Raw genomic sequence first — 26,836 nt, 5'->3', positions numbered from 1 at the left:
CTCTCACCTATCTTTCTAATAAGTCCTCCACGATCGACTGTACTTCTAAATCACCTGGCTCATGCGCCAAATAATGTTGCAGCAAATGAAGTGCTTCAGGTAAACGCCCTTCTTCACGTAAGAAAATGCCATATTCTTTCATAAATGCTGGCTCATGGTGCAAATCAGCATTGGCTTCTTCGTAATAGTTTGCTGCTTTGTCAAAATCTTCCAGCGCATTATACGCTTGCGCCAAATTCCAAAGGGCATGCGGCTGCTCATTGTCTTCCATTCGTTCGATGGTCAAGATCGCTTCTTGCCAACGCTCTTCATTCAAGTATAAATTACTTAAGGTCAGTAACGTATCATCTTCTTTGTCACCAGTCTCCAATGCTTTTAGTAAAAATGATTCTGCTGCTTCACTGTCATGAAGTCGGTAAGCATTCTCGGCAGCAAAATGATAGAAATCCACTTGATATGGATCTTCATGAATCCCTTCTTCGATCACACGCTGCGCTTCTTCCAGCTGCTCTTCTTCTTGCAATGCTTCTGCAAGATAAAGATACAAGGCACGGTATTGCGGATTCATGACCCGCAACTGCTGCAAGTAGCGAATCGCTTGTTCATTTTCTTTTAGCTGCAAATAGACTAAAGCTGTTTGAAAAAGACGCTCATCGGTCTGTTCGTCTTCTAGGCTTGCTTCAAAATATTCCAATGCCTCTTCAAACTTGCCCGCCATACTCAATGATGTACCAGTCCGTTCAACGATCGAGATCCCCGAAATATCCGTGATTTCTTCTTCCAGCAATCCTTGATAAAGGTCGACGGCTTCTTGATAGCGATCAGTCGAAAAGGCTAACTCAGCTAAGGCAAACCGTATCAAAGGTTCATCTGGCACAATGCTTTGCGCTTCTTTTAGTTTGGCTTCACTAACTTCAGGGATACCGATCAATTGGTAAAGATCCGCACTCAATAGCAAGGCTTGCAAATACGCTTCACTGGTCGGTGGTATTTGATCAATATAGGCAAAAGCCGTTTCGATCTGGTCTTCTTCCATCGCAATTTCTGCTAAAGGAAGCAGCAAAGCTTCATTATCAGGATGTCGTTGCTGCAAGGTTTCAAATAACGTTTTCGCCTCTTCCAAAAAGCCGATCTGCAATAGTTCATCACCTAAAGCGCCTAATGTCTCATCATCATCTTTTTGCAGAGCTTCGGTAAAATTTAATTGTGCTTCAGCCAGTTCTTCCGCGGCTAATGCTTTTAACATTTTTTCACTATATGTTTCCATTTAAACCCCTCGAATCTCATTGATTAATCGCTGATAAGTCTCCATCGTCTGGACGAGATCTTTTTCCTCGATTTTCGTTCTGCCCCCTATTGTACCAACTTTTGCCAAAAATAACAGTTTTTTTTCTTTTTGCTGCAATTCTAGTACATGACTGAAATATTCGCTTAATGAAAAAGACTCGGGCAATTCGATGGGAAAGCCTAATCGGGCAAGCCATTGGCAGAACACGGGCAGATCGACAGTCAATTGCTGCTGCTGGACGGTCCACATAAAATGAAACAAAAAGCCAAAGAATAATTTCATTGCATCAGACAGCAAGTGCCCATTTTCCGTTCGATAAGCAGCATCAGCAAAAAGTTGGCCAAACTCCTCCAATTCGCTGCCTGATTGCTGGTATAGTTGGATCAACCGATCGGTATACGCAGCCAACGAATGTCTCATCAACGCCTGATGACTGGGATAGGTTCGATAAAGCTCTTTTAAAAACTCACTATCGGCCAGCACGCCACAACGAATCAGAGTCAAAAAATCGACCAATTTCCCATCGATCTGTTTTTCTGCGATCGTCTGATCGTAAATAACAAATTCGGGTGTATTAGGATTTTCCAGCATCGGGATATCTGGCTTTTTCACAACGATCGCTGTTTCTTTCACACTTTTAGCTAAGGCCCGCAAGGAAACGGGAATCAGCCAAAGCTGTGTCGTCAGAACCGACGTCGCGTGGATAAAACTGCTCAATGCCAACACGCCTTCATTCCCAAAACCGACGATCAACAGCGGCTCTTGTTTTGAAAAGCGACCGAAGAAATCCATTGCAGCTTTAAACTCGCTAAAGTTGTTGCAATACATTTGATTGGTACAAATATACCAATTGACCTCTCGTGGCAAAAACAGGCGGGTCAATTTTTCTGAAAAGCGGTCATAATAGCGCTGATTCGTCAAAATGATCACCTGCTGCGGCTCGATCGACTGTTCTCTCATGACCGATGCTAGTGTTTCACCATAAGAAATTTGGGTTTCTTGTTCATTTCGGAAAAAAACAGCTTCCATCGGCTCACTCCTTTGCTACTACTTCCTATTATAACAAGAAGCCGCTTAAACACCTACTAAATCGCTAATGATTAGGAAGTATTTTCCTGTGATTGGTTCAATGATCCGATAAAAAGCAAAAAACATGATTTCCTCTTCTTCCAAAGGAAAATCATGTTTTTTCTTAAACCAAAAGTGAGTAGAGTGATTGATTTTGCTGAAGGTTGATATAGTTTTTGTCAAACTGTTCAATTCGTGACAGTAATGCGGGGAGATCTTTTTTGTGTTTCAACAAGATTCCCAGCATTACTGGTCCTGTTCCACGATTGATTTTTTTTGTATATTCAAACCTAGTGATATCATCATCGGGACCTAATACATGGCTAACAAATTCCTTCAACGCACCGGGACGTTGTGGGAAATTGACGATAAAATAATGTTTCAATCCTTGATAGATCAGTGATTTCTCTTCGATCTCTGCCATACGGGAACTATCATTGTTACCGCCACTCACAATACAGACGACTGTTTTGCCTTTGATTTGCTCTTTGATCAGATCCAAAGCTGCCACACTCAAGGCACCAGCTGGTTCAGCGACGATCGCTTGCTTGCTGTACAATTCCAGAATCGTTTGACAGATTGCGCCTTCTTCCACAGCTACCAATTGATCCACGTAGCGTTTGGCATGGGCATAGGTTTGAGCTCCGACTTGTTTGACCGCTGCACCATCCACAAAGGTTTCAATATGCTCCAGTGCCACTGGTCCTTGATGATCAAAGGCGGCTTGCATCGAGGCTGCCCCTACAGGTTCTGCTCCAACAACTTTTATCTTCGGTTGCTTTTCTTTCAAATAGGCTGCGGTTCCGCTGATCAAGCCGCCCCCGCCAATCGCTGCCACGACCAGATCGATCGTTACTTGTTTTTTTTCAGCATCGGCCAGCATCTCCACAGCAACGGTTCCTTGTCCTGCGATAATATTAGGATCGTCAAAGGGAGCAATGAAGGCCATTTGCTGTTCTTTTGCAAAGTGTTTAGCCGCTTGGGCTGCCGCATCAAACGTATCTCCCACCAATTCGATTTTGACATAATCTCCACCGAAAAAGAGGACTTGCGCGATTTTTTGCTGTGGCGTCGTTGTCGGCATGAAAATAACCGCTCGGATCTGCTGTTCTTGACAGGTATAAGCAACACCTTGCGCATGGTTTCCGGCACTGGCACAGACGACGCCACGACGAGTCAGTTCAGGATCTGCCTGGGTGATCGCATAGTAGGCACCGCGTAATTTGAAGGAGCGGACTTTTTGCAAGTCCTCTCGCTTCAACAAGACCGTCGCTTGATACTTCTCAGATAAAAAGCGATCATACTGCAGCGGCGTATGACTAACTGCTCCCCGCAGTCGCTCGTAGGCTTGTTCGATTGCAGAAACTGTCACCAACAAACGCGTCCCTCCTAATCTTTCGCAACAAACGGCATCATTTTCCGTAACTCGCTGCCGACTTTTTCAATTTGATGATTGCCGTTTTCCTCACGCATTTTATGGAATTCAGGGAAGCCGTTTTGATTGTCTTCAATGAATCCTTTCGCAAATTGGCCGTTTTGGATGTCTGTCAATACGGCTTTCATGTTTTCTTTGGCTTGTGCAGTGATCACCCGAGCACCAGAAACGTAGTCACCATACTCAGCCGTATTCGAGATCGAATGGCGCATTTTTTTGAAGCCTCCTTCATAAATCAAATCAACGATCAGTTTCAATTCATGACAAACTTCAAAATAAGCCAATTCCGGTTGGTACCCCGCTTCTACCAATGTTTCAAAGCCCGCTTCGATCATACTGGTCAAACCGCCACAAAGTACGGCTTGCTCACCGAAAAGATCGGTTTCGGTCTCTTCTTTAAAGGTCGTTTCCAAAACGCCGACCCGTGTGGCACCAATGCCTTTTGCATAGGATAAAGCCGTTGCTTGTGCGTTACCAGTCGCATCTTGATAAACTGCAAACAAGGCTGGTACCGCAAACCCTTCGGTAAAGGTTCGACGCACCAAATGACCTGGTCCTTTTGGCGCAACTAGAAAAACATCCACCTCTTTTGGTGGCGCGATCACATCAAAATGAATATTGAAACCATGAGCAAATGCCAATGCATTGCCCGCAGAAAGATTCGGTTCGATCTCATTTTTATACAACGATCCTTGGATCTCATCGGGTGCCAAGATCATGACTACATCCGCTTTTTGAACGGCTTCAGCTACTGGGAAAACCTCAAATCCATCGTTTCTTGCGGCTTCCGCTGATTTTCCTTCACGAATGCCGATAAAGACTTCATGACCTGTGTCCCGTAAATTTTGCGCATGAGCGTGCCCTTGAGAGCCGTAGCCGACGATCGCAATCTTCTTGTCTCCTAAATTATCTGTAACTTCCTCGTTGTAATATACTTTTACCATACTTGTTTCCTCCGAATTCTTTCTTTATTTTAAGCAATTCAAAATTGCACTTACCCTCTTGTAAAGCCAGTGACACCCGTCCGTGCCAATTGTTTGATGCCGTATGGACGTAAAACCTCGATGCACGCTTCTACCTTTTTCGTATCGCCAGCAACTTGCACAACGATTGTTTTTAGTGCCACATCGACAATGTGTGCTCGAAATGGATCGATCACTGCTTGGATCTCCGAACGGCTTGTGGTTGGCGCATTGACTTTGATCAGCACCAGCTCCCGTTCGATATGAGGAACTTCTGTAATATCAGAAACCTTCAAGACATCGATCTGCTTGTTCAGATGCTTAGTCACTTGTTCTGTTTCTGCCAAATCGTTCACGTTGACAATGATCGTCATACGTGAAAACTCTGGTCGTTCTGTCGTACCGACAGAGATACTCTCGATATTGACTTGACGACGGTTCAAGACACTCGTGATACGGCTCAAAACACCTGCTTCATTATGGACGATTGCTGCTAATACCCGTTTCATCCTCTTAGACCCCCATCATTTCATGATTGGCTTTCCCCGGTGGGATCATCGGCAGCACATGCTCAGATGGCGAGACCATTACTTCGATCAGCTGCGGCCCTGCTTGAGAAAAAGCTGCTGCCAATTGATCAACCAGTTGCTCTGGGGCATCGATCCGACAGCCTTCAATGCCATAAGCCTGTGCCAGTTTGACAAAATCAGGCTGCTGCGCAAAAACGGAGGCAGAGCGCCGCTTGCCATGGAATGTTTCTTGCCATTGGCGAACCATTCCTAAAGAGCAGTTGTTCAATAACACAAATTTGACATTCAAGCCATACTCATTCAAAATCGCAAATTCTTGGTTCGTCATTTGAAATCCACCATCGCCAACGAACACCACGACCATTTTTTCTGGATGAGCAAATTGAACGCCGATTCCTGCAGGGATGCCATAGCCCATCGTCCCTAGTCCGCCACTGGTGATCAATTGTTTGGGAAAGTGAAAAGGATAATACTGCGCGACCCACATTTGATGCTGACCAACATCGGTGATGACGTAAGCCTCTCCTTTGGTCAAACGCCCTACTTCTTCGATGACTTTTTGAGGTTTGATCTCTTGTGTCTGAGTGCGATCATAGCGATAAGGTTTTTCCTTTTTCCGTTTTTGGCATAGATCCAACCAAGTCGTCCAGGTTCCTCTTGTTGGTGGGTACCGCAGCATTTGCTGCAAAGCAGCCTTGGCATCGCCGACGATTGGGATCTTTGTCGTTACGATCTTGCCGATCTCCACTGGGTCAATATCGATATGAGCAACGATCGCCTGCTTGCCGAACTGACTGCCGGCCGTTGCTAGGCGATCATCGAAGCGAGAGCCGATATTGATAATCAAATCGGCTTCTGATAAAGCCATGTTCGCCGCATAGGTGCCATGCATACCGCCCATGCCTAAGAAAAATTGATGATCACTTGGCAGTAAGCCTAAGCCAAGCAACGTTGTCACTGTCGGCAACTTGTACTTGGCAATAAATGCATTTAGTTCAGTTGCAGCTTCAGCAGCGATCACGCCTGCACCCGCCAGTACCACTGGTCGCTGAGCTTTTTCCAAGACTTGCATCAGTTTTTCGATTTGCAGACGGGATGGCTCTGCCGTCGGCTGATAACTTTTCCTTGTGATCGGCAATGAGCAGGTTTCAGCGGTTTCTTGCAATGTAATATCTTTCGGAAGGTCGATCACAACAGGTCCCTTACGCCCAGTTGAAGCGATGTGAAAGGCTTCAGCGATCACTTTCGGTAAGTCATCCACACAACGGACTTGGTAATTGTGTTTCGTGATCGGCAACGTGATACCTAGAATATCCGCTTCTTGAAAAGCGTCTTTGCCAATTCCTGGTACGGCCACTTGCCCCGTGATAACCACCAACGGTACGGAATCGCTCATAGCATCGGCAATGCCCGTGACGACATTTGTAGCACCTGGTCCGCTAGTCACTAAAACGACCCCAACATGGCCAGTAGCTTTGGCATAGCCTTCAGCGGCGTGGATCGCGCCTTGCTCGTGACGCGTCAAAATATTCGGAATCGCTGCATCATATAATTGATCATATAACGGCAGGACGGCGCCGCCGGGATAGCCAAAGATCATTTCGACGCCTTGCTCTTGTAAGCTGTCCACTAATACTTGTGCGCCAGTCCTTAGATGCGATGCTTGATACTCGATATTTTCCATTGCTACTCCTCCTCATCAGGTACTCGCATAATCCCGCCCGTATTGGCAGAAGTCACTAAAGCGGTATAACGTGCAAGCCATCCTTTTTTCACTTTTGAACGAAACTTCGGTCGTTCTTGCGCACGCTGGGCAAGCTCTTCATCAGATACTTGCAGATTCAGCGTTCGATTTGGTAAATCGATAATGATTTCATCGCCATCGTTGACAAGGCCTAATGGACCGCCTGCAGCGGCTTCTGGCGAAATATGGCCAACGGCGATTCCTCGGGTCGCTCCTGAAAAGCGACCATCGGTGATCAAGGCGACATCTTTGCCTAACCCACGTCCAACGATGCTTGAGGTAGGCGCCAACATTTCTGGCATACCTGGTCCTCCTTTTGGTCCCTCATAGCGGATCACTACAACATGTCCTTTTTGTACGGTATGATTGTCGATGGCAGCAACTGCTTCATCATGTGAATCAAAACAGATCGCTTTGCCTTTGAACACTTGGACACTTGGATCGACCCCACCGACCTTGATGACACTGCCTTCTGGGGCGATATTACCGTACAAGATCGATAGACCACCCACAGGACTATACGGGTTTTCTTTGGGATGAATAACTTCTTCGTTGTGGATCTTCGCTTCAGCGACATTTTCTCGTAACGTCTTGCCTGTGACAGTCGGTCGATCAGGATGAATCGCTCCCTCGATATCACAAAGCTCCCTTATGATTGCGGAAACGCCGCCAGCTTCATGAACATCGTGCATCGAATAGGCTGATGATGGCGCGATTTTTGAGAGATAAGGCACTCTTTTAGCGATTTCATTGACCCGTCTTAAGTCATAATCGATCTCAGCTTCATTGGCGATCGCTAAGGTATGCAGCACTGTGTTGGTGGACCCCCCCATCGCCATGTCTAAAGCGAAGGCATCATCAATAGCTTCTTTGGTCACGATGTCTCGAGGTTTCACTTGTTTTTCAACAAGATCCATCAACTTAAAGGCGGCTTGTCTAACTAGTTCTCGTCGTTCTTCAGACACGGCAAGAATCGTACCATTGCCTGGCATTGCCAATCCTAAGATCTCTAAGAGACAGTTCATTGAATTGGCAGTAAACATCCCTGCACAGGAACCGCAAGTCGGACAGGCATTTTGCTCCATAAATTCAAAGTCTTCTTTCGTCATGTTGCCAGTCTTGTAAGTCCCCACGGCTTCAAACATGGAAGACAAGGTTATCTGGTGGCCCCGTGGATCAATACCGGCTTTCATCGGACCGCCAGAACAAAAGATCCCCGGTACGTTCGTCCGCATCGCTGCTAAAATCATGCCAGGAGTGATCTTGTCGCAATTCGGGATATAAAATACGCCGTCAAACCAGTGAGCATTGATCACGGTTTCTGCGGAATCAGCGATCAATTCTCGGCTGGGTAGCGAATAACGCATGCCAATATGGCCCATCGCAATGCCATCATCCACACCGATCGTATTGAACTCAAAAGGGATGCCGCCAGCTTCACGAATCGCTTCCTTAGCGATATCTGCTAACTCCCGTAAATGCACATGTCCAGGCACAATATCGATATAGGAATTACATATCGCAATAAATGGCTTGTTCATGTCATGGATATTTTTTACTTGTCCTGTGGCATAGAGCAGACTCCTAGCTGGCGCCGCATCGATCCCTTTTTTAATCTGATCACTTCTCACACTCATCATCTCCTGCATTTTGGAATAAAAAAAAGCATCCCGGTTATAAAAAACTGGGATGCTTTGCCAGAATCCCATTTTACTTACGCAAATAGGACTCAAACAAACGGATAATTTTTGCTTCCGTGTTCTAAGTCCTGGTATCAATAATAATGACTAATAAATATTGATTAAAATTGCGCATAGAAAATGGCTCCTTCATTAGAAATAGTAACGTTCTTGTAATTGTTTACCAATATACCCTTTGCAAAAACACTTGTCAACGAATTTTCTGAATTTTTTTTCAATAATGACAATTCCAAGGAACCCTTCCTCACATTAGATGTCATTTAATCGCTTGCTTCTTTTGATAAAAATGACTTTTAAATCACCTTTATTCTTGCTTGAGAATTAAAGTGTGCCCGCAACCCTTGTTTTTTTTAGACCAAAAGAAAAACAAAAAATATTTTTGAATTTTCTGACAATAATAACCGTTTCTTTTCCCATTCGATCCGCCTGCATGGTGGCAGTCCCTAGTTAGACAAAAGAAAAAACCCTTGATTACTCAAGGGTTTCTACAAGACTCAATTATTTCACTGCGTCTTTAAGAGCTTTACCTGGTTTGAATGCAGGTACTTTGCTAGCAGGGATCTTGATTTCTTCACCAGTTTGTGGGTTGCGTCCTTTGCGTTCTGCACGAGAACGAACTTCAAAGTTACCAAAGCCGATCAATTGAACTTTTTCACCGTTAGCTAAAGCGTCTTGAATTGTTGAGAATACAGCGTCTACTGCTGCAGTTGCGTCTTTCTTAGTTAAGTCAGTAGCTGCTGCAACTTTTTCGATTAATTCTGCTTTATTTGCCATGGATGGTTTCACCTCCTGATATTTTTTTTGATGTCATGCATCAACAAAAATCTTGAGTGGTCCAAGGTTTTTGTCAAATATTGATTACCATCAATATTCTGATATAACGTTATCATAAGAACCTTGTAATATCAAGGATTTTAACGTTTTTAGGGGGTTTTTTTTTGGTTTTTTCCCATTTTTCTAGAAAAGGACAGATTTCTTTGTAAAAAGAAACAAAGTATGATAAAATCTCTATTTTCTTCTGCGAGGAATGATCCGAATCGGCGTTCCTTCAAAAGTGAATGCCTTGCGGATTTGATTTTCTAAGAAACGTGCATAAGAGAAATGCATCAGTTCTTCTTCGTTGACAAAAATAACAAAAGTTGGCGGTTTGACAGCTACTTGCGTCGCATAAAAAATCTTCAAACGTTTGCCTTTGTCTGTTGGGGTTGGGTTGATCGCCACAGCGTCCATAATGACGTCATTCAACAACGCAGATGGAATACGCATGTTTTGATTCATGCTGACTTCTTCAATCAATTGCGGCAGCTTATTCAAGCGCTGTTTCGTCACTGCGGAAACAAAAATGATTGGCGCGTAATCCAAATATTGGAATTCATCTCTGATTTCTTCTTCAAAATCACGCATCGTATTCGTTTCTTTTTTCAATGTATCCCATTTATTGACAACAATAATGATTCCACGGCCTGCTTCATGGGCATAGCCAGCGATCCGTTTGTCTTGCTCGCGAATCCCTTCTTCGGCGTTCAAGACCATCAAGACGACGTCTGAGCGTTCAATGGCCCGCATCGCCCGCATCACACTGTATTTTTCAGTAGACTCGTAGACCTTCCCTTTTTTACGCATCCCTGCCGTATCAATCATGGTAAATTCTTGACCGCTTTCGCTGGTAAAATGGGTATCGATCGCATCACGAGTCGTTCCTTCGATATCAGAAACGATCACTCGCTCTTCCCCTAGAATTGCATTGATCAAAGAGGATTTACCGACATTTGGTCGACCAATCAAACTAAACTTGATGATGGAATCATCTTCTTCTTCTGCTTCATTGGTGAAGTGTTTGACAGCTTCATCAAGAACATCCCCGATCCCTAATCCATGACTTCCTGAGATTGGGTATGGATCGCCTAGACCCAAACCATAAAATTCATAGATGTCGGTACGCATCTCGGGATTATCAACTTTGTTGACGGCTAAAATCACGGGTTTGTTGCTTTTGTACAGCAAACGAGCCACAAGCTCATCAGCATCTGTTACTCCTTCACGAGCACTCGTAATAAAAACAATGACATCTGCTTCATCGATGGCGATTTCTGCTTGATGCTTGATTTGATCCATAAACGGCTCATCACTTAAATCGATCCCACCTGTATCGATTACGCTAAACTCACGGCCTAGCCATTCACCAGTGGCATAAATACGATCTCTGGTCACTCCTGGAGTATCCTCAACGATCGAAATTCGTTCTCCAGCTATCCGGTTGAAAATGGTCGATTTCCCCACATTCGGACGTCCAACGATCGCTATTGTTGGATTTGACATTTTTTACCCTCCATTTAAAAAAGCAGTCCTTGTACGCTGCTTCTTGTATTCAATCTTACTTAGTTTACCTAAAGCCATGGAAAGTTGCAAGCTTTCCTGGCAAACAAAAAACCAGCTTATAACAAATTCAAACATCGAATCGTTATAAGCTGATGGCATACAATTACTCTTCGTCGCTGTCTTTTAAGGCATCACCTAAGATATCACCCATAGTAAAACCAGTTGATTCTTCTGGCAATTGATAGTCGTCCTCTGAAACCTCTTGTGTTTCATTGGTGTTTTCGGCTTTTTCTAATGCTTTGATACTTAATGCAATTCGGTGTTCTGAAGGGTTCACTTCAAGCACTTTCACTTGCACTTCATCGCCTTCTTGTAAGACTTCATGTGGTGTCGCAATGTGTTTATGGGAGATTTGTGAAATATGGATCAGCCCTTCAACACCTGGGAAGACTTCCACAAACGCACCGAAGCTTGTCAAGCGTTTAACAGTCCCTGTCAAGACACTGCCAACAGCCGCTTGCTCTTCAATATTGGTCCAAGGTCCAGGCAATGTGTCTTTGATTGAAAGTGACACACGTTCTTTGTCTGCATCAACAGATAAGATCCGGACATTGACGGTATCGCCAACAGATAAAACGTCACTCGGTTTGCCAACATGCCCATGTGAAATTTCAGAGACATGGACAAGTCCATCGATGCCGCCTAGGTCTACGAAGGCACCAAAATCGGTCAAACGAGCTACTTTTCCTTCTACTTCTTGTCCTTCATATAAATCAGCTAATAAAGCTTCTTTTTGTTTTGCTTTTTCTGCTTCGACAACTGCTTTATGAGAAAGGATCAAACGGTTTTCTGAAGGCTCGATCTCAACGATTTTGAAGGTCAATGTTTTCCCTTTGTAATCTTCGAAATCCGCAACAAAATGGTCTTCGACCATTGATGCTGGGACAAATCCACGAACACCTACATCAACCACTAACCCGCCCTTAACGACGTTGGTGACTGGTGCTTCAATGATTTTTCCTTCTTGGAAATCTTTTTCGATATCTTCCCAAACTTTTTTCGCGTCTAAGCGACGTTTAGAAAGGAGATAGCTGCCGTTTTCTTTGTCTTTACCAATTGCTGAAATCACAACCAATTCTAAGACATCCCCAACTTTGACTGCTTCGTTGATGTCTTCAACAGGTAAAGTTGATAATTCTTTTGCAGGAACAACGCCTTCAACGCCGGCGCCTTCGATCCCTACGATCGCTTGTTTATCCTCAATGGCCAATACCTCACCTTTAACGATATCTCCAACTTTTACTTCTTGGAAATTGTCTAAAGCGGCTTCCATTGATTCATTTCCACTCTCAACCTGATTATTTTCAAATTCTGTCATCTCTCATGTCCTCCTAACCAACAATTCTGCAATAATTGCACTACATCTTTTAGTTTAAAATAGAATGAAAAAAAAATAAAGCGATTTCTCTTATTTTCCTAAAAAACTACGGTTTTTTCGTTAAAAAAGTCTTTTCACCTCTGTTTTCTTACTCACTTTCATCTTTTGGTTTCGAAAAATAAAAAAACAATGGGGAACACCCATTGTTTTTGTTAATCAATTTTTTCTTTGATGGTTTTTTTGATTGCTTCGACGACTTGCTCGATCGTTAAACCAGACGTATCGATTCGAACCGCATCCTCCGCTTGTTTCAAAGGGGAGACTTCTCTGTGAGAATCCAGATAATCTCTTTGCTGGATCTCTTCTTTCAACGTCTCATAATCGGTTTTGATCCCTTTTTGCTGATTTTCTTTAAAACGGCGCTGTGCGCGTTCTTCCACACTTGCTACCAGAAAAATCTTAACTTCTGCTTGTGGTAAAACCGCCGTGCCAATATCGCGGCCATCCATCACGACACCGCCATCTTTAGCGATCAACTGCTGTTGTTGGACGAGTTTTTCACGAATCGCAGGGTATGCCGACACCTTCGAAACTGCGTTGGTTACTTCTGGCTGACGGATCGCTTCGGTGACTTGCTCTCCTCCTACAAAGACCTCTTGACCGTGTTCAGTCGGTTCAAAAGTGATGGGGTATTGATCGATCAAAGCAGCGATCGCCGCTTCATCTTCAAGTGAACAGCCCGTTTTTAAAGCTAAATACGTGATGCTTCGATACATGGCACCAGTATCCGTATAAATAAATCCCAGGTCATTCGCGATGATTTTTGCCACTGTGCTTTTCCCAGATGACGCAGGACCATCAATAGCGATGTTGATTTTTTTCATTTTTCTTACTCCTCGTTTCCCAACGATGTGTATTCCTTCATCGTTTCTGCTTATCGTCCACCTTGGCTTATCTCTTTCAAGAAAAAAAACCGCCAAAGCGGTTTTTTATTTAACTCTTAACGTGTCGCCAGGGTAAAGCATGTAGTTGTTCGGATCAATCCCATTTAATTGATATAGGGTTTCAACTGAGATGCCTGTACGGGCTGCCACTTGTTCAGGACCTTCACCTGCTTGCACAGTGGTATACTGTTCAGTACCAGCAGCGCCTTGCCCTTGGTTATTTTGGGTAGTATCTTGTCCAGCATTGTTTTGTTCTTGTGCCGGCTCACTGCTTGAAGGTGTTGATGAAGCTGGCGCAGAAAAACTGCTAGAAGAACTTGATTCACTTGTTGACGAACTCGTTTCACTTGTCGATTCCGTAGTGGATGATTCCGTCGTTGATGATTCGGTTGTTGAAGACTCTGTCGTACTTTCTACAGCACTGCTCGAACTTGCTGTGGTTGGGGCATCATTGTTATGGTTCAATACCCAAATACCGGCACCAACCGGAATTGCCACGATCAAGAAAAGCAAAACTAAAACGATCGTCAAAAAGAGTGAATTCCCACGCTTTTGTTTTCTTTGTTGGGATCTTGATGCAGAATCATCGTATTCTGTATCATAGATTGGTTGTTCCCACGGTTCTTGATTTTCTGAATTGTAGTCATTGTCTTTCTTGCTCACTCGTATTCCCTCCTAGTTTCCTTCCGATGTATTATACCATAGGTAAATAAAAACTGTCCTACAAAATACGATTCAATTTATATCTTTAAAAATTTTTATTAAACGTTCCTGCCAATGATGAGCCTCCTTTTTCTCGGGCAGCTGTTCTTCACCCGCTATTTCGATCCCGTCATTGTCGCAACAATAAGTATCCTCCTGGGCTTCCTCTTCGAAATGCGCCAGTAAAAATTGTCGGCGACAACCTGTAAAATGAATATAAGCCAACATTTTCTGTAATTGTTCTTGTTTTTGCTGTTCATTGCGTTTTAATGTTTCCAGCCAAAAGGAAGTTCCCAACTCTTTCATTTTTTGCTGCCACTTTTCTTGCAACGGTGTCAAGGGTTCTTTCCTCTTCTCCTGAACCATTCGTTCTAAAGCAAGGCGTTCTTCTTTATTTTCTCGCTGAAAGAAGTAATGGATCTGCTCATCATGTTCCTGATAAAGCAAAATCGCATTGCTTTGTTTGCCATCACGACCAGCTCGCCCGATTTCTTGACTGTAATTCTCTAACGAATCAGGTAGATCATAATGAATCACAAAGCGAATATCTTCCTTATTGATCCCCATCCCAAAGGCATTGGTAGCAACGAGTAATTTTAATTTATTCTGAGAAAACTGCTGCTGCAACGTTTTTCTTTGATCACTCGCGAGACCACCATGATAATAGCCTACCAAATAGCGCTGACGCAGTTTGTTATAGACTTCTTCGACTTTGCTTCTTGTGGAACAGTAGATGATCCCAGCCCCGCCTAAGCGGCTGAGATAGTCTGCTAATGCCGCATCTTTGTCTGTCGTTTGCTCTACGAACAAGCCGATATTGCTGCGGTTCATCGAATAACGGTAGACATTGGCGTTCTTTGCTAATAATACTTGCCGTATGTCTGCTTCCACTTGTGCTGTTGCAGTAGCCGTCAAGGCTAATGTGACGGGTGCCTTCAAGCGTTTCTTTACTTCACCAAGCTGCAAGTACTCTGGTCGAAAATCAATGCCCCATTGCGAAACACAATGGGCTTCATCCACCACGAGCATGGCGATCTTAACCTGTTCCAATTGATGCAAAACAGCTTCTTGTACGATCATTTCTGGACTTAAAAACAAAAACTTGTACTTCTGCAAATGCTGCATCACATACTGGCGATCAGCAAGGTCCAATTGACTATTAAACGCAATCGCGCGTTTTTCCCCTTGCTTTTGTAAGCCGTAGACTTGATCTTCCATCAAAGAGACTAACGGCGAGATAATGATCACGATCCCGTCTACTAGGTACCCTGGCAGCTGATAGCACAGACTTTTGCCATTCCCAGTAGGCAGAATCGCTAACGTATCTTGCTGCGCTAAAACACTTTCGATGACTTCTTTTTGTCCTTGGCGGAATGTTTTGAAACCAAAATACTGATTCAGTGCATCTTCTAACATCGAATCCCCCGCTTCTGAGCAATCTGTAACAAACGAATCGTCAAAAAATCAGTCGTAAGAAGCGCCTGTAATTCTTGATAGCTATTTTTCCAAGAAGCTTCTGGCAGCTTTTTCAGCAACGCTGTATCAAGGCGCTGAAAAGGAAACGTTGGATCAAGCAATGCCCACTCAATCAAATGATCATTAACAGTTCCTCGTTTGATCCTTCTTTTTTCCATAATCTGCTCGACAGAATCGCCTCGCAAAAACAATGCTCGGCTTTCCACCATGCTTTGGTTTAAATTTCTCTTTAGAAAAGGCGACAATCCTCGAAACAGGATCGTCTGGGGCGTTTTTTCGATCAAGGTTAAAAATTGATGGATCGAAGCTCCTACATAAAGAGTGTCCCAAGGCTTACTTTGAACATTTTCTGGTAAAAGCTGAAAAAACGCCTGCCCTAGAATATCTGGACCAGATAAGGTGCCCGCTAAAAAATCTGCCATTTCTGCGGGAAGCTGGTCAAAAATTGCTGATAGCTCTTGATACAGGCACTTTTTGATGTCAGGATTGTGACGGATCAGCTGACGGACAGGTTCTGTATAGAATGGCGTGTTTTCAACGGGAATATACTGATTGGTCACCCCTTGATACGCAGCTGCTTGAACCAGCAGCCGAACAAAACGCCAAGCCTCCTCCGTCGTTCGCCCATAACGAAAGTAATTCGCATAACGCAACAATCGTTCTCCTGGCTGCTGGCTGTTTATAGCGGTCGTTTTGAGCAGCAGACCATCTGAATCTCGACTTAGAGCCCCTCGTCGGATCAAGTCAGCGAGCGTCTGTTGATACGCTTTCTCATTCAACTGGGGCAACGATTGAAAGAGACCTAAGCGATCATAAAAAAAGGCATAACTCAAGACAGAGCTAGTACGCTTACCAATGAGAATTTGATAAAGTGTTGATGGGCGCAGCTTGTCAGTATCAGAAAACAGCGCTAAAATAAAAGAATCCATATTTCCCCTCCAGAAAGGACTAAAAAATGTCACAACGCTGTAAAATTATTCCTGAGCGCTGCATTGCTTGTGGCCTATGTGCGATCTATGCCCCCGAGATCTTCGATTATGATGAAGACGGGATCGTTTTATTTGCCCAAGAACCGAATGCTCGGCAACAGTTTATCATAGAAGACCAACAAGAAAAAGTCAAAACTGCTTATCGCAAATGCCCTACCCGTGCGATTATCATGGAAAAATAAAAATGAGCCGACTTGCCATTAACAGACCTTTCGTCTGCAACAGCAAGTCGGCTCATTTTTTTATTTTCCTACAGCAGAATGATGGGGCTGCTTACGAGCCAACCATGGCAGCAGTTTGGCGTGAAGTGCTAAAAAGACGGCACTGACGATTGCGCCTTTGACCAAATTGAAAGGTAAGATCCCGATCGCCACATATTGCGGCAAAGACATTCCTAAAAATTGATCGGCTGTGACCCCGAAAAAGCGCAGGTAAAGCGGTGTGATCACAAATAGGTTCGCCACACTCATAAAAATCGTTACCGACAAGATACCGCTGATGACACCAACCATTTTGTTTTTGGTGTGAATACCTTTGCGGAAAAAGTAGTACATTGGCAAAGTAAAGGCACATGATGCTAAAAAGCTTGCCGTATCCCCCACCATATCAGCAGGTGAAAAACCAGATAAGAACAAATGCAGCACCGAACGAATGAAAGCAGTCAATACCCCGCTCCAAGGACCAAATAAAAACATCATGATCATCACGGGAATATCACTAAAATCGATCTTTAAAAAGCTGAATGCTGGGAAAATCGGAAAAGCGATAAATTGCAAAATTGTTCCCATAGCAGCACACATGGCGATCGTCACCATTTTTCTTGTTTTGTTGTTCATCAGTATAAATCCTCCTAAGTTCAGGATTCCTCTTCAAACGAACCTATTAAATTTCCTCGGCTTTCTTGTCGGCGCCAGACAAAAAATACCCTCTTTTTTCCACAGGGAAAAAAGAGGGTATTCGAAATAGCCATAAGCAAATCAAATACGCTCTATCTTCTTTATCCAGACTGTACTGTCGGTATCGGAATTTCACCGATTCAGCTATTTCCGAAGAAATAGGTCGTGGACTATAACCACCGGTCGGGAATTGCACCCTGCCCCTGAAGACGAACCTTTATTCTATTTATTACATGTTCTATTATACACAAAATCTAAAAATTAACAATAGTTACGTTTTCAGATACTTTTCAATTATTTTGCAGTGTTTTTCAGCTGGCTGACTTCCTTCTTCGTCAGCTCTCGGTATTCCCCTGGACGAAGACCTTTCAAATCTAACGGACCATAATTTTCCCGTTTTAATTTTTGCACAGGCAAACCAACTGCTTTTAACATATTTTTGACTTGATGGTTGCGTCCTTCGTGGATCGTCAATTGCACAATACTAGATTGCGCTGTTTGGTCTGTCGACAAGATCTCAAAGCGAGCAGGTGCCGTCTTACGACCTTCGATCCGAATCCCTTTTGTCAATGGGAGCAGCTGCTTTTTATCCGCAATCCCTTTGACTTTGGCAACGTACACTTTGTCGACTTCGTGTTTCGGATGCATCAGTGTCTGTGACAATTCCCCATCATTTGTCAGCAATAACAAACCAGAGGTATCATAGTCCAAGCGCCCGACGGGATACACCCGTTCAGGAACTTCAGCAAAATAATCCAAAACGACTTTGCGCTTTTTATCATCCGTTACAGCTGAGATCACACCACGAGGTTTGTAGAATAGATAATAGACGTGTTGTTCTTGTTCGATTGGTACACCATCGACTTCAACAACATCTTTTGAGCTAACTTGGACCCCTAATTCTTTGATCACTTGCCCGTTGACACGCACTCGGCCTTCGGTTATCAATCCTTCAGCTTTTCTTCTTGAGGTGATGCCAGCATGGGCAATCACTTTTTGCAAACGTTCCATCTTCATTCTCCTTCTGTTTCTGCTTGTTTGTAGCGGTCGTAAAAAAGATCAAACGGTGCATCTTCTTCAAGTTCATCTTCCATGGATTGGATATCGGGTAATTCAGCCAAACTTTTTAAGCCAAAATAATCCATAAAGTATTCCGTCGTACCATATAGGATCGCTCGTCCTGGTCCGTCAACGCGGCCTTTTTCTTCAATCAGTCGTTTTGCCACCAATTTTTGAACCGATCCGCTAGATTGGACGCCGCGGATCTCTTCTACTTCCATCCGAGTGATCGGCTGCTTGTAAGCAATGATCGACAACGTTTCTAAAGCGGCCTGCGACAACGAGCTGCCCATCGGTGATTCAGCATATTTCTTCAATAAAGGGGCAAATTGTTTCTTGGTGGTCAAAATAAAATGATTGCCCACTTCAAGAATATGCAACGCAGTATGTTCATTTTCTTCATATTGCTGATTTAGTTCCTGCAAATGCTGATAGACACTGGCAGTATTGCTTTTGACTAAGTAACTCAATTCTTCAAGTCCGATCCCCTCATCACCGACGACGAATAAGATCGCTTCTAATTCACTATATTTACTCATCTTCTTTACCTGTTGGATAGAGCAGAATCGACGCATAATTGTCTGTTTGCTCTACTCGAATCGTTCCTTTTTTCATTAATTCTAATAGTGCCATAAAAGTTACCACAACTTCTGTTTTATTGTAGGTCGTAAAAAACGAATCAAAGCTGCGGCCTTTTTTGGCACTGACATGTTGCATCTCCAGCTGAATCGCCGCCATCTTTTCATCGATGGTGCTTTCATCAGGAGAAATTTTGGTTTCTAGTACTTGGCGATTTTTCTTTTTCTCGATCATTTTTTGAAAAGCCAAAAAGAGATCGATCGTATTGAATTGATTGGCTCTTAACTGATCTTCTTCCTCTTTGTATTCATCGACATCCATCGGATCTTTCGTATAATACAAACTTCGCTCTTCCGCTTTTTCGGAAAGCTGCTCGGCTGCATACTTAAATTTGCGGTATTCTAGCAGCTGTGCCACCAGCATATCCCGTGGATCTTCTTCGTACTCTTCCACTTCAGCAATCAGCTCTTGTTTCGGTAACAGCATCTGGCTTTTGATCGCCATCAGAGTTGCCGCCATGACTAAATATTCACCAGCGACTTCTAATTCTAAAATTTTCATGGCATGGATATACTGCATGTATTGTTCGGTGATGGTTGCAACTGGAATGTCATAAACATCGATTTCCAGTTTTTTGATCAAATGAAGCAGCAAATCCAACGGTCCTTCAAAGACAGCTAATTTTATTTTGATTTCTTCCATTCCATCCTCGATTTCTAGGCGCGCGGAAAGTGCTGCTTGTACACTTCCGTCATCCGTTTCTTCGTTATATGCGTGTAAATCTGAGTGGTCGAGATATCTGCGTGTCCTAACAGCTCTTGAACCGTTCGCAGATCTGCGCCGTTTTCTAATAGATGAGTCGCAAAACTATGGCGCAACGTATGGGGAGTCACATTTTTGGTGATCCCAGCTTGTCGAACCAAGGCTTTTAAATTTTTCCAGATTCCTTGACGAGACAGCTGTGTGCCATGGTTGTTTACAAACAGGTGGCTTTCATCCGGTGTTTTTCTCGTCAAATACGGACGTGCATCGCTGAGATACGTTTCGATCCATTGAATCGCTAGATCCCCTAATGGGACGATCCGTTCTTTGTCGCCTTTCCCGGTTGTTTGCAACAAGCCCATACTTAAATGCAAATCATTCAATTTCAAACCGATCAACTCGCTGACGCGCAAACCTGTCGCATACATCACTTCCAAAATCGCTCGATCGCGAATGCCCAACACCGCTCGAGTATCTGGTGTTTCGATCAAGCGCTCCACTTCCTGCAAACTCAAAGTGTCAGGTAGCTTCTGCTGTTTTTTCGGCGAATCAATATGCTGCATCGGATCATGATCTGTCAATCGTTCTTGACGCAAATATTGATGGAATCTTCGCAAACTGGAAACCATCCGAATCACGGTTGCCGAGGATTTTCCCGCATCTTGCAGACTTTGCAAAAAAGACAAAACGATCACTCGGTCGATCTGTTGCCACTGCGTCACTTGTTTTTTTTGTAAAAACGCAAGATACTGTTGCAGATCCCGCTGGTAGCTGGCACGGGTATTTTGGGATAGCCCGCGCTCAATGGTCAAATAATGAAGATAATCAATAATTTGTTCGTTCATGGGGCTTCCTCTACTTTCAGCTTTTTTATCATATCAAATTCTGGCTCGTTTAGATAGTAGCTTGCCAACAAAAAAAGAGGCATTTACCCGTATCTTTTGCCCAAGGAAACACCCGAATCATAGCAGATTTTTTGGTTTCTTTCAAATCGGAAAAAAGGACACTCTTCCTATTGAAACCATCTGACTATCATTCGGGTGATAACAAAATCTTTTCAAATTGCCCAGCTACAGACACTAGGCTTTGTTTTGGCATTTTTGGCAGACACCATGAAATGTCAACCGATGATCCTTTACTAAAAAATGGTACTTTTGTTCGACGATCTCTTCGACTGTGCCCAACAGATCCTCTTCAACCTCTTCGATATTGCCGCATTCCAAACACAACAAATGATGATGGAAATGTTTGGCGCCTTCTTTACGTAGGTCATAACGAGCGACACCGTCATTAAAGCTGACTTTATCGACGATTTTCAAATCCGTCAAAATCTCCAATGTTCGATAGACGGTTGCTAAGCCAATCTCAGAATTTTTTTTGCGCACAAAGAAGAAAATCTCTTCGGCGGATAAATGATCTTTCTCATTTTCTAATAAGACCAACAACGTCGCTTCTCGCTGAGTAGTTAATTTGAACCCCGACTCGTGCAATTGTTTCTTGGTCTTTTTTAACGCTGCTGTTGTGTTCATAGTTGCCTCCGTATGCCGTTAATTTATAACGATTCTAATTTGAGTGAGAATCACCCAAGACAAACATTGTAATCATTATAAATTAGAACAGCAAAAGAAACAAGTATTCTCAATTAGGTTTTTTAACAAGAATCGTAAAGCCATCTTTTTGCTCAATCAAACGCTGTTTCATCAAGGTTCCTAACGCCCGTTTAAATTGGCCTTTACTAATACCAAACGTTTGTAAAATCTCTTCTGGTGCTGATTTATCGGTAAAAGGAATTTTATTTTCTGGTGCTCGTTCTAAAAAGGTTAGGACCATGGCGGCATCATTTGAAATCGCCTCGTGGGCTCTTGGTTTCAACGAAAGGTTCAAGACCCCATCTGGACGAACCCCGATCACTCGTCCTTTGACAACTTCCCCAAGACGCGGCTCTTGATAGCGCTCTGATGGGTGGACGAAGCCAATATAAAAATCATCCGTCAATAAGTAGGTTCCCGCTAGTTTTAAGCGATACACGGTACCTGTAACATCTTGATTCTTCATCTGTTCCGTACCATTCTTACTCAGTGCCTTGAAGATTTTCTCATCTGCTAACGAAGCCCATATACGCTCTTTGTCGTCGACGCGCAAGCTGACCATCAAACGATCGCCTTTTTTGGGCCAAAGTTCCCGCATTGTTGGCAATTCATCTAATGAAACCACCATGTCCTTGTCTTTTAAACCGATATCGACGAAAACGCCTAAGTCGCGACGGCTTCCTGTGACTGTACCAAAGGCATAATGCCCTTTGCGGCTTTTCGGAATATTCGTAGTGAGCACATTTTCTTGCTTTTGGTTTTGATAGCCAAACCCTTCGACGGCTTCACCTAAATGATGTTCGCCTTCTTCCTTGGCTAGTCGGAAGGTAACCCCGCCTTTTTGAACAAAATAATTCTGTTCATTTTCATCAATGATCAATCCGCTAAATACGGATGCTAATAAGTCTTTCATCTATTCTCTCCTTCTTCATAAAAACTGCCCGTTGCTAGAAAAAGAAACGCAGCAGTGCCATAGCAATAACGCCTGTGATAACGATCTTCATCAAATCTTTTGTATAATACCCCACCAACAATGCTGGGATACAGGCAACAGTTTCTTTGACTTTCAAGATGGGAAATTGCCCTTCTCGAAAGCTCAGCAAATTTTGAACCAACAATGCCGCCAAAATACACAACGGCAAGTAACTCAAAAAGATGGTGAAAGGTTTTGGAAATACGAGCTTTTTAGAAAATAAAAAAGGAACGATCCGCGGAATCCAAGTAACCAACCCACATGCTAGCATTAGTATAACAAAATTAGTCATGATGTGTCACCGTCCCAACCAAACATCCTGCCAAGGTCGCAGCAATTACCGCGATCTCAGCAGTAGAAAAACGCATAAATAAAATCAATGTCCCCACAACTGCCCCGAGTACTAAGAGCGTTTGCTGGGTTTTCTTCTTGAGGGGTCGCTCTACTTGAAATAAAAAAAGACCAACAAACATGGCTACCAAGGCAAAATCTAAGCCTAACGCTTCTGGATCTGGAATAAACGAGCCTAATAGTCCGCCCAAAAAGGTTGCGAAGATCCAACTCAAATACGCCATCACGTTCAACCCATGGGTCCATTTCGCTGTGACTGGTTTGTCTTGTTGCAGTGCCGTCGTCAAAACGCCATAGGACTCATCAGTCAAAAGCGTCCCAATCCCAATAGCAGAAAGCAAAGGAGTCTTTTTAAAATAGGAAGCCACTGATAAGCTCATTAAGAAATGTCGTAAATTCACTAAAAAGACGGTTGCGACGATCGTCATGAAAGGTGCTTGAATCGCGAGTAATGCACAAATAATAAATTGAGCACTGCCTGCATAGACAATAATAGACATTAAAATAATTTCAAGAATAGATAACCCAACACCTTTTCCTACGACCCCCATCGCAAAACCAATCCCTAAGTACCCAAGAATCGTTGGTATACAAGCAATGACCCCATCTTCAAAGCGATCATATCTTTCTATTTTCTGCACAAAAAACCCTCCCTGTTTGAACGATTATCTTTCATCATATCGAAAACAGGGAGGGGAAACAAGTGTTTTTCACATGTGCATGTAATAACTCTGAAAATTTTCTAGCGACTCATGTGACTTAGCGAACGGTGTGATCGTTCCCATTGCCTCTGAAATAGCCAGTTTTGGCGTTTACCGTAAATAAGTATAGCGGGAACGCTGAATCATCCGTTCCTTTAAGCAAGCTGCCTTGGGCATTTGTCGCATAAAAATTGTAATAGCCTTCGCCGTTGACGATCCGCACGCGTTCAAAAGTATAACCACCTTCAACCACGTAACCACGAGCAATCGCTGTGGCGATGATTTTTTCTTGGACACCATCTGCCCATACCCAAGCGCTATTGTTTACATCATTCAAATCACTTTGACGGGCTGGAATAATTGGCTGATTATTGGTATTTGTTGGCGTATTTGGCGAAAGCACATACTCTTCTTCAGACGTGCTTTGTGCAGGCGTCGCAGCGCTTGTAGAACCGCCGCTTGAAGCGGAAGCGTTGTTCTCAGAAGCCGCCGCTTGTGCTGCTTCTTGGGCCGCTTGTTGTTGTGCCGCTGCTTCTTGCGTAGCGGTTTCACGCTTCGTCAACGCAGTATCGACTTTGCGCAGATCAGCAGTGAGACTTTCCACCAATGAATCGATCGGTAAAGCTTGGACTTTTTTCATCAAGGCATTGTAGTTCTCACGGGTGACACTTGCAGGTGCTTCACCATCACCACTTAAAGCTACCATGCTCTTCACCGCATTTTGAACTTCCTCGATCGCACTGAACTCTTTTTGCCCCATATCGATCGCTTGATTGATCAACTCATCAAAGGCATCCCCGTTCTCACGCTTCGCCATTGTGACAGCAGCTGCTTCTTTCAATGAAACTTCTTCCAACTGATCCTCCACAACGGCAGGACTGCTAAAATAGCTGTTGATCTCGGTCAAAGCTGCTAGTTTGTCAGCGATCGTCGCAGCTTCTTGTGACAAGGCATCGTACCGTTCATGGTCTTGAAACTCTGCCAGCTGATTCGTCACAGCCGTCAGCTGTTCTGATGTTTTGTCGTTTTTAATGAACACTCGTTCATCATTTGTATAAAAATCATTCAGCTCATTTTCAATTTGATCGAGTATACGGTTTTCCTGCGCCAGTTGCGTTTCTCGGGCTGTTTCTTGTTGCTGCTGTTGATAGTAATACGCCCAACCGCCACCAGCTGCCACTAATAAACAAGCCGCTGTAATATAGAGTGCTTTGCGAGGACTCTTCTTTTTTTCGCTAGGCGTCGACGTTTTTTCTTCAGTAGTCGCCTTTTTCGGTGCTTCATCCGCTGCGGTGATCGGCTCAGGAATTGGATCGATCACTGGTTCTGGCTGCTTTTTCGCTTCTTCAATGACTGGATCCGTCACTGGTTCATCTTCGCTTATCATTAGAGGTTCCTCACTGGCTTGTTCCTGACTTTCTTCTTCAGTAGCAGACAAATCATCAGTGGCGGCTTCTGCTTCTAGAGCAGCGGCTTTTTCTTCTTCATCAAGTTTGTGTTGGCGGATATAAGCAGCCAAAATATCAGCGTCATGCTGTTCCTCCGTACTTAATGCATCGGTTTCACTTGCTTCCTCACTGGCTGATGTCGCATGCTCTTGCGTTGCGCTAGAACTTTCTACTTCCGTTTTTTCCTCAGCTTCTTTCTTAGAGGCTGGTGTGGGGGTTACATGTTGCTCATCGGAAAAAGTCCCTTGCTGCGCGAGGTCGATCGTTTCTTCATTTGAGGATGGCCGATCACCTAAGTGCTCCTCCATTTTTCCGATCGGGACGTTTTTAAAGTCTGACCAGCGAATATCATCATTTTTATTCTGTGGCTCTTCTGGCGTAACGGAAGAGTCAGATGTTGGTTCCAGTTCATTCTCCTTTGCCTGGTTCCATTGGAACCCGCAATTGGGACAAACGGGTGTTTCTTCTATTGCTTGAAATCCACATTCAGGACATGTCTTCTTCATTGATTCAAACTGACTCCTTTTGTTTTTTGCATTTCCTTTTATGAAGCAGTCGCCTCTTTCATCAGACGCTTGCTGTACCTACTGCTTCTTTTTTTAGACCAGCAAATAATGGGTCTTTTTTGACACTTCGTTGTTTGTTACGTTTTGATGCAGATGCACAAAATTAAATTTATCACATTCTTGGCAATTAGCCAACACTTGCTTGGTTACGTTTTTATTAAGTTCTTTACCAATCTTGTGTCGAGAAGACAAAATCTGAATAAAAAAGACTTTCCAAAGGGTTCCTTTGGAAAGTCGATAAACCTTGATTATTCTAAGAAATCTTTCAATTGTTTTGAACGAGATGGATGGCGTAGTTTCCGTAATGCTTTTGCTTCGATCTGACGAATCCGTTCTCTCGTTACCCCAAAGACTTTGCCGACTTCTTCTAATGTCCGAGTACGACCATCATCGATTCCGAAACGCAAGCGCAGCACGTTTTCTTCACGGTCAGTCAACGTATCCAGTACATCTTCTAGCTGCTCTTTCAACAGCTCATAAGCCGCATGCTCTGCTGGACTTGTGGCATCTTGGTCTTCAATAAAATCACCTAGATGAGAATCGTCTTCTTCACCGATCGGTGTTTCTAATGAAACAGGTTCTTGAGCGATCTTCAAGATTTCACGAACTTTTTCCGTCGGCAGATCCATTTCTGCGCCGATTTCTTCTGGTGTCGGTTCGCGCCCTAAGTCTTGCAGCAATTGCCGTTGAATACGGATCAATTTGTTGATGGTTTCCACCATATGCACAGGAATACGAATGGTTCGCGCTTGGTCAGCGATCGCACGGGTGATCGCTTGACGGATCCACCAGGTCGCATAGGTCGAGAATTTGAACCCTTTGCGGTAGTCGAATTTCTCAACGGCTTTCATCAAGCCCATGTTTCCTTCTTGGATCAAATCAAGGAATTGCATTCCTCGACCCACATAACGTTTGGCAATACTAACGACCAAACGTAGGTTGGCTTCTGCCAAACGCTGTTTTGCCTCTTGGTCGCCTTCTTCGATTTTCAGTGCGAGAGCCACTTCTTCTTCTGCGGTCAATAACGGCACACGACCGATTTCTTTCAAGTACATCCGAACGGGGTCATTGATTTTCACACCAGTTGGTGCAGACAGATCTTCTTGAGGTTGTGTTTCTTGTCGTTTTTCATTGCTCTTTAGACTATGGACTGAAGGCTCTCCATTTTCATCCACGACACTGATGCCTGAATCCTCCAGTTTTTGAATTAATTTGTCCATTGCATCAGCATCCAAAGTATACGGCGTTGCTAAACGATTCGTAATGTCATCGTAAACAACTTGCCCCTTTGTTTTGTTTTCTCGGATGTATTCGGCAACTGCTTTGTCATACGTTTTTTTTGTTTCTTCTGCCATGAAAGAAAGCCCCTTTCAGTTC

26 protein-coding genes and 1 riboswitch are annotated in these 26,836 nt (G+C 43.7%); of the genes, 1 reads left to right on the top strand and 25 read right to left on the bottom strand.

Features of this window, described 5'->3' with window-relative positions:
* Window positions 1–7: 7 nt before the first annotated feature.
* The 14 genes from Q1X33_RS08345 to Q1X33_RS08280 all read right to left on the bottom strand — a co-directional run bounded on the left by Q1X33_RS08345 (window position 8) and on the right by Q1X33_RS08280 (window position 16,475).
* Entirely contained in the window at window positions 8–1,267 is a 1,260-nt protein-coding gene (locus tag Q1X33_RS08345) for a tetratricopeptide repeat protein (protein WP_005229356.1), read from the bottom strand.
* Window positions 1,268–2,317, bottom strand: a complete 1,050-nt coding sequence (locus Q1X33_RS08340) for a hypothetical protein (RefSeq protein WP_005229354.1) — start codon at window positions 2,315–2,317, stop codon at window positions 1,268–1,270.
* 163 nt (window positions 2,318–2,480) lie between these two features.
* Window positions 2,481–3,734 carry a threonine ammonia-lyase IlvA gene (ilvA, locus tag Q1X33_RS08335; protein ID WP_005229352.1) on the bottom strand — a complete coding sequence of 418 codons (1,254 nt, stop codon included), beginning with the start codon at window positions 3,732–3,734 and terminating at the stop codon, window positions 2,481–2,483.
* Window positions 3,735–3,745: 11 nt separating this feature from the next.
* Entirely contained in the window at window positions 3,746–4,735 is a 990-nt protein-coding gene (gene ilvC, locus Q1X33_RS08330) for a ketol-acid reductoisomerase (RefSeq protein WP_005229350.1), read from the bottom strand.
* A gap of 50 nt (window positions 4,736–4,785) precedes the next feature.
* The gene (ilvN, locus tag Q1X33_RS08325) at window positions 4,786–5,262 is read right to left on the bottom strand and encodes an acetolactate synthase small subunit (protein ID WP_005229349.1); all 477 of its coding nucleotides are present in this window, start codon (window positions 5,260–5,262) and stop codon (window positions 4,786–4,788) included.
* Window positions 5,263–5,266: 4 nt separating this feature from the next.
* Window positions 5,267–6,967 carry a biosynthetic-type acetolactate synthase large subunit gene (ilvB, locus tag Q1X33_RS08320; protein WP_118215489.1) on the bottom strand — a complete coding sequence of 567 codons (1,701 nt, stop codon included), beginning with the start codon at window positions 6,965–6,967 and terminating at the stop codon, window positions 5,267–5,269.
* Window positions 6,968–6,969: 2 nt separating this feature from the next.
* Complete coding sequence (ilvD, locus tag Q1X33_RS08315; protein ID WP_015510070.1) at window positions 6,970–8,658, bottom strand: dihydroxy-acid dehydratase; 1,689 nt, start codon at window positions 8,656–8,658, stop codon at window positions 6,970–6,972.
* Window positions 8,659–9,225: 567 nt separating this feature from the next.
* Window positions 9,226–9,501 (bottom strand): HU family DNA-binding protein, encoded by a 276-nt coding sequence (locus tag Q1X33_RS08310; RefSeq protein ID WP_003126821.1) that lies wholly within the window; start codon window positions 9,499–9,501, stop codon window positions 9,226–9,228.
* 234 nt (window positions 9,502–9,735) lie between these two features.
* The gene (gene der, locus Q1X33_RS08305; RefSeq protein WP_005231911.1) at window positions 9,736–11,046 is read right to left on the bottom strand and encodes a ribosome biogenesis GTPase Der; all 1,311 of its coding nucleotides are present in this window, start codon (window positions 11,044–11,046) and stop codon (window positions 9,736–9,738) included.
* 163 nt (window positions 11,047–11,209) lie between these two features.
* Window positions 11,210–12,424, bottom strand: a complete 1,215-nt coding sequence (gene rpsA / locus Q1X33_RS08300; protein WP_005229333.1) for a 30S ribosomal protein S1 — start codon at window positions 12,422–12,424, stop codon at window positions 11,210–11,212.
* A gap of 212 nt (window positions 12,425–12,636) precedes the next feature.
* Entirely contained in the window at window positions 12,637–13,308 is a 672-nt protein-coding gene (gene cmk, locus Q1X33_RS08295; protein WP_005229330.1) for a (d)CMP kinase, read from the bottom strand.
* A gap of 105 nt (window positions 13,309–13,413) precedes the next feature.
* On the bottom strand, window positions 13,414–14,031 hold the full coding sequence (locus tag Q1X33_RS08290) for a LysM peptidoglycan-binding domain-containing protein (RefSeq protein WP_005229328.1): 618 nt from the start codon (window positions 14,029–14,031) through the stop codon (window positions 13,414–13,416).
* Between the two features lie 72 nt (window positions 14,032–14,103).
* Window positions 14,104–15,486 carry an ATP-dependent DNA helicase RecQ gene (locus tag Q1X33_RS08285; RefSeq protein ID WP_005229326.1) on the bottom strand — a complete coding sequence of 461 codons (1,383 nt, stop codon included), beginning with the start codon at window positions 15,484–15,486 and terminating at the stop codon, window positions 14,104–14,106.
* Complete coding sequence (locus Q1X33_RS08280; RefSeq protein ID WP_301969629.1) at window positions 15,480–16,475, bottom strand: helix-turn-helix domain-containing protein; 996 nt, start codon at window positions 16,473–16,475, stop codon at window positions 15,480–15,482. Before Q1X33_RS08280 ends, Q1X33_RS08285 begins: the two co-directional genes overlap by 7 nt.
* 26 nt (window positions 16,476–16,501) lie before the next feature.
* On the opposite strand from Q1X33_RS08280, the gene Q1X33_RS08275 reads away from it, so the two are divergent.
* The gene (locus Q1X33_RS08275) at window positions 16,502–16,717 is read left to right on the top strand and encodes a ferredoxin (RefSeq protein WP_005229322.1); all 216 of its coding nucleotides are present in this window, start codon (window positions 16,502–16,504) and stop codon (window positions 16,715–16,717) included.
* 60 nt (window positions 16,718–16,777) lie between these two features.
* On the opposite strand, the gene Q1X33_RS08270 is transcribed toward Q1X33_RS08275, so the two are convergent.
* The 11 genes from Q1X33_RS08270 to rpoD form a co-directional block, all read right to left on the bottom strand.
* Window positions 16,778–17,371, bottom strand: coding sequence for an ECF transporter S component (locus Q1X33_RS08270; protein WP_080542676.1), 594 nt, complete (start codon window positions 17,369–17,371; stop codon window positions 16,778–16,780).
* Window positions 17,372–17,521: 150 nt separating this feature from the next.
* Window positions 17,522–17,646, bottom strand: a riboswitch (FMN riboswitch).
* Between the two features lie 79 nt (window positions 17,647–17,725).
* Window positions 17,726–18,442, bottom strand: a complete 717-nt coding sequence (locus Q1X33_RS08265; RefSeq protein WP_034869281.1) for a pseudouridine synthase — start codon at window positions 18,440–18,442, stop codon at window positions 17,726–17,728.
* Between the two features lie 2 nt (window positions 18,443–18,444).
* Window positions 18,445–19,029, bottom strand: a complete 585-nt coding sequence (scpB, locus tag Q1X33_RS08260) for an SMC-Scp complex subunit ScpB (protein ID WP_005229316.1) — start codon at window positions 19,027–19,029, stop codon at window positions 18,445–18,447.
* Complete coding sequence (locus Q1X33_RS08255) at window positions 19,022–19,771, bottom strand: segregation/condensation protein A (protein WP_005229314.1); 750 nt, start codon at window positions 19,769–19,771, stop codon at window positions 19,022–19,024. Before Q1X33_RS08255 ends, scpB begins: the two co-directional genes overlap by 8 nt.
* Window positions 19,772–19,785: 14 nt before the next feature.
* On the bottom strand, window positions 19,786–20,676 hold the full coding sequence (gene xerD / locus Q1X33_RS08250; RefSeq protein WP_005229311.1) for a site-specific tyrosine recombinase XerD: 891 nt from the start codon (window positions 20,674–20,676) through the stop codon (window positions 19,786–19,788).
* A 234-nt stretch (window positions 20,677–20,910) separates the two neighbouring features.
* A complete protein-coding gene (locus tag Q1X33_RS08245) occupies window positions 20,911–21,360 on the bottom strand; it encodes a Fur family transcriptional regulator (protein WP_005229307.1) in 450 nt (149 codons plus the stop codon).
* 109 nt (window positions 21,361–21,469) lie between these two features.
* On the bottom strand, window positions 21,470–22,333 hold the full coding sequence (locus Q1X33_RS08240; RefSeq protein WP_015510077.1) for a S1 RNA-binding domain-containing protein: 864 nt from the start codon (window positions 22,331–22,333) through the stop codon (window positions 21,470–21,472).
* Window positions 22,334–22,367: 34 nt separating this feature from the next.
* Window positions 22,368–22,685 carry an AzlD domain-containing protein gene (locus tag Q1X33_RS08235; RefSeq protein ID WP_005229303.1) on the bottom strand — a complete coding sequence of 106 codons (318 nt, stop codon included), beginning with the start codon at window positions 22,683–22,685 and terminating at the stop codon, window positions 22,368–22,370.
* The gene (locus Q1X33_RS08230; RefSeq protein WP_005229301.1) at window positions 22,678–23,385 is read right to left on the bottom strand and encodes an AzlC family ABC transporter permease; all 708 of its coding nucleotides are present in this window, start codon (window positions 23,383–23,385) and stop codon (window positions 22,678–22,680) included. Before Q1X33_RS08230 ends, Q1X33_RS08235 begins: the two co-directional genes overlap by 8 nt.
* A gap of 118 nt (window positions 23,386–23,503) precedes the next feature.
* Window positions 23,504–25,399, bottom strand: coding sequence for a cell division site-positioning protein MapZ family protein (locus Q1X33_RS08225; protein ID WP_005229299.1), 1,896 nt, complete (start codon window positions 25,397–25,399; stop codon window positions 23,504–23,506).
* 308 nt (window positions 25,400–25,707) lie between these two features.
* Window positions 25,708–26,814: an RNA polymerase sigma factor RpoD gene (gene rpoD / locus Q1X33_RS08220; protein ID WP_005229298.1), complete on the bottom strand. Its 1,107-nt coding sequence runs from the start codon at window positions 26,812–26,814 to the stop codon at window positions 25,708–25,710.
* Between the last annotated feature and the right edge of the window lie 22 nt (window positions 26,815–26,836).

This window comes from Enterococcus sp. B2E4, assembly GCF_030499455.1.
Taxonomy (GTDB): Bacteria; Bacillota; Bacilli; order Lactobacillales; family Enterococcaceae; genus Enterococcus_D; species Enterococcus_D casseliflavus.
This window is presented reverse-complemented; position numbering and strand designations above follow the sequence as displayed.

Coding starts and splice junctions, on each gene's coding strand:
- Q1X33_RS08345 (WP_005229356.1), bottom strand. CDS start 1,267: ATGGAAACATATAGTGAAAAAATGTTAAAAGCATTAGCCGCGGAAGAA.
- Q1X33_RS08340 (WP_005229354.1), bottom strand. CDS start 2,317: ATGGAAGCTGTTTTTTTCCGAAATGAACAAGAAACCCAAATTTCTTAT.
- ilvC (WP_005229350.1), bottom strand. CDS start 4,735: ATGGTAAAAGTATATTACAACGAGGAAGTTACAGATAATTTAGGAGAC.
- ilvN (WP_005229349.1), bottom strand. CDS start 5,262: ATGAAACGGGTATTAGCAGCAATCGTCCATAATGAAGCAGGTGTTTTG.
- ilvB (WP_118215489.1), bottom strand. CDS start 6,967: ATGGAAAATATCGAGTATCAAGCATCGCATCTAAGGACTGGCGCACAA.
- Q1X33_RS08310 (WP_003126821.1), bottom strand. CDS start 9,501: ATGGCAAATAAAGCAGAATTAATCGAAAAAGTTGCAGCAGCTACTGAC.
- der (WP_005231911.1), bottom strand. CDS start 11,046: ATGTCAAATCCAACAATAGCGATCGTTGGACGTCCGAATGTGGGGAAA.
- rpsA (WP_005229333.1), bottom strand. CDS start 12,424: ATGACAGAATTTGAAAATAATCAGGTTGAGAGTGGAAATGAATCAATG.
- cmk (WP_005229330.1), bottom strand. CDS start 13,308: ATGAAAAAAATCAACATCGCTATTGATGGTCCTGCGTCATCTGGGAAA.
- Q1X33_RS08285 (WP_005229326.1), bottom strand. CDS start 15,486: ATGTTAGAAGATGCACTGAATCAGTATTTTGGTTTCAAAACATTCCGC.
- Q1X33_RS08280 (WP_301969629.1), bottom strand. CDS start 16,475: ATGGATTCTTTTATTTTAGCGCTGTTTTCTGATACTGACAAGCTGCGC.
- Q1X33_RS08275 (WP_005229322.1), top strand. CDS start 16,502: ATGTCACAACGCTGTAAAATTATTCCTGAGCGCTGCATTGCTTGTGGC.
- Q1X33_RS08270 (WP_080542676.1), bottom strand. CDS start 17,371: ATGAACAACAAAACAAGAAAAATGGTGACGATCGCCATGTGTGCTGCT.
- Q1X33_RS08265 (WP_034869281.1), bottom strand. CDS start 18,442: ATGGAACGTTTGCAAAAAGTGATTGCCCATGCTGGCATCACCTCAAGA.
- scpB (WP_005229316.1), bottom strand. CDS start 19,029: ATGAGTAAATATAGTGAATTAGAAGCGATCTTATTCGTCGTCGGTGAT.
- Q1X33_RS08255 (WP_005229314.1), bottom strand. CDS start 19,771: ATGGAAGAAATCAAAATAAAATTAGCTGTCTTTGAAGGACCGTTGGAT.
- xerD (WP_005229311.1), bottom strand. CDS start 20,676: ATGAACGAACAAATTATTGATTATCTTCATTATTTGACCATTGAGCGC.
- Q1X33_RS08245 (WP_005229307.1), bottom strand. CDS start 21,360: ATGAACACAACAGCAGCGTTAAAAAAGACCAAGAAACAATTGCACGAG.
- Q1X33_RS08240 (WP_015510077.1), bottom strand. CDS start 22,333: ATGAAAGACTTATTAGCATCCGTATTTAGCGGATTGATCATTGATGAA.
- Q1X33_RS08235 (WP_005229303.1), bottom strand. CDS start 22,685: ATGACTAATTTTGTTATACTAATGCTAGCATGTGGGTTGGTTACTTGG.
- Q1X33_RS08225 (WP_005229299.1), bottom strand. CDS start 25,399: ATGAAGAAGACATGTCCTGAATGTGGATTTCAAGCAATAGAAGAAACA.
- rpoD (WP_005229298.1), bottom strand. CDS start 26,814: ATGGCAGAAGAAACAAAAAAAACGTATGACAAAGCAGTTGCCGAATAC.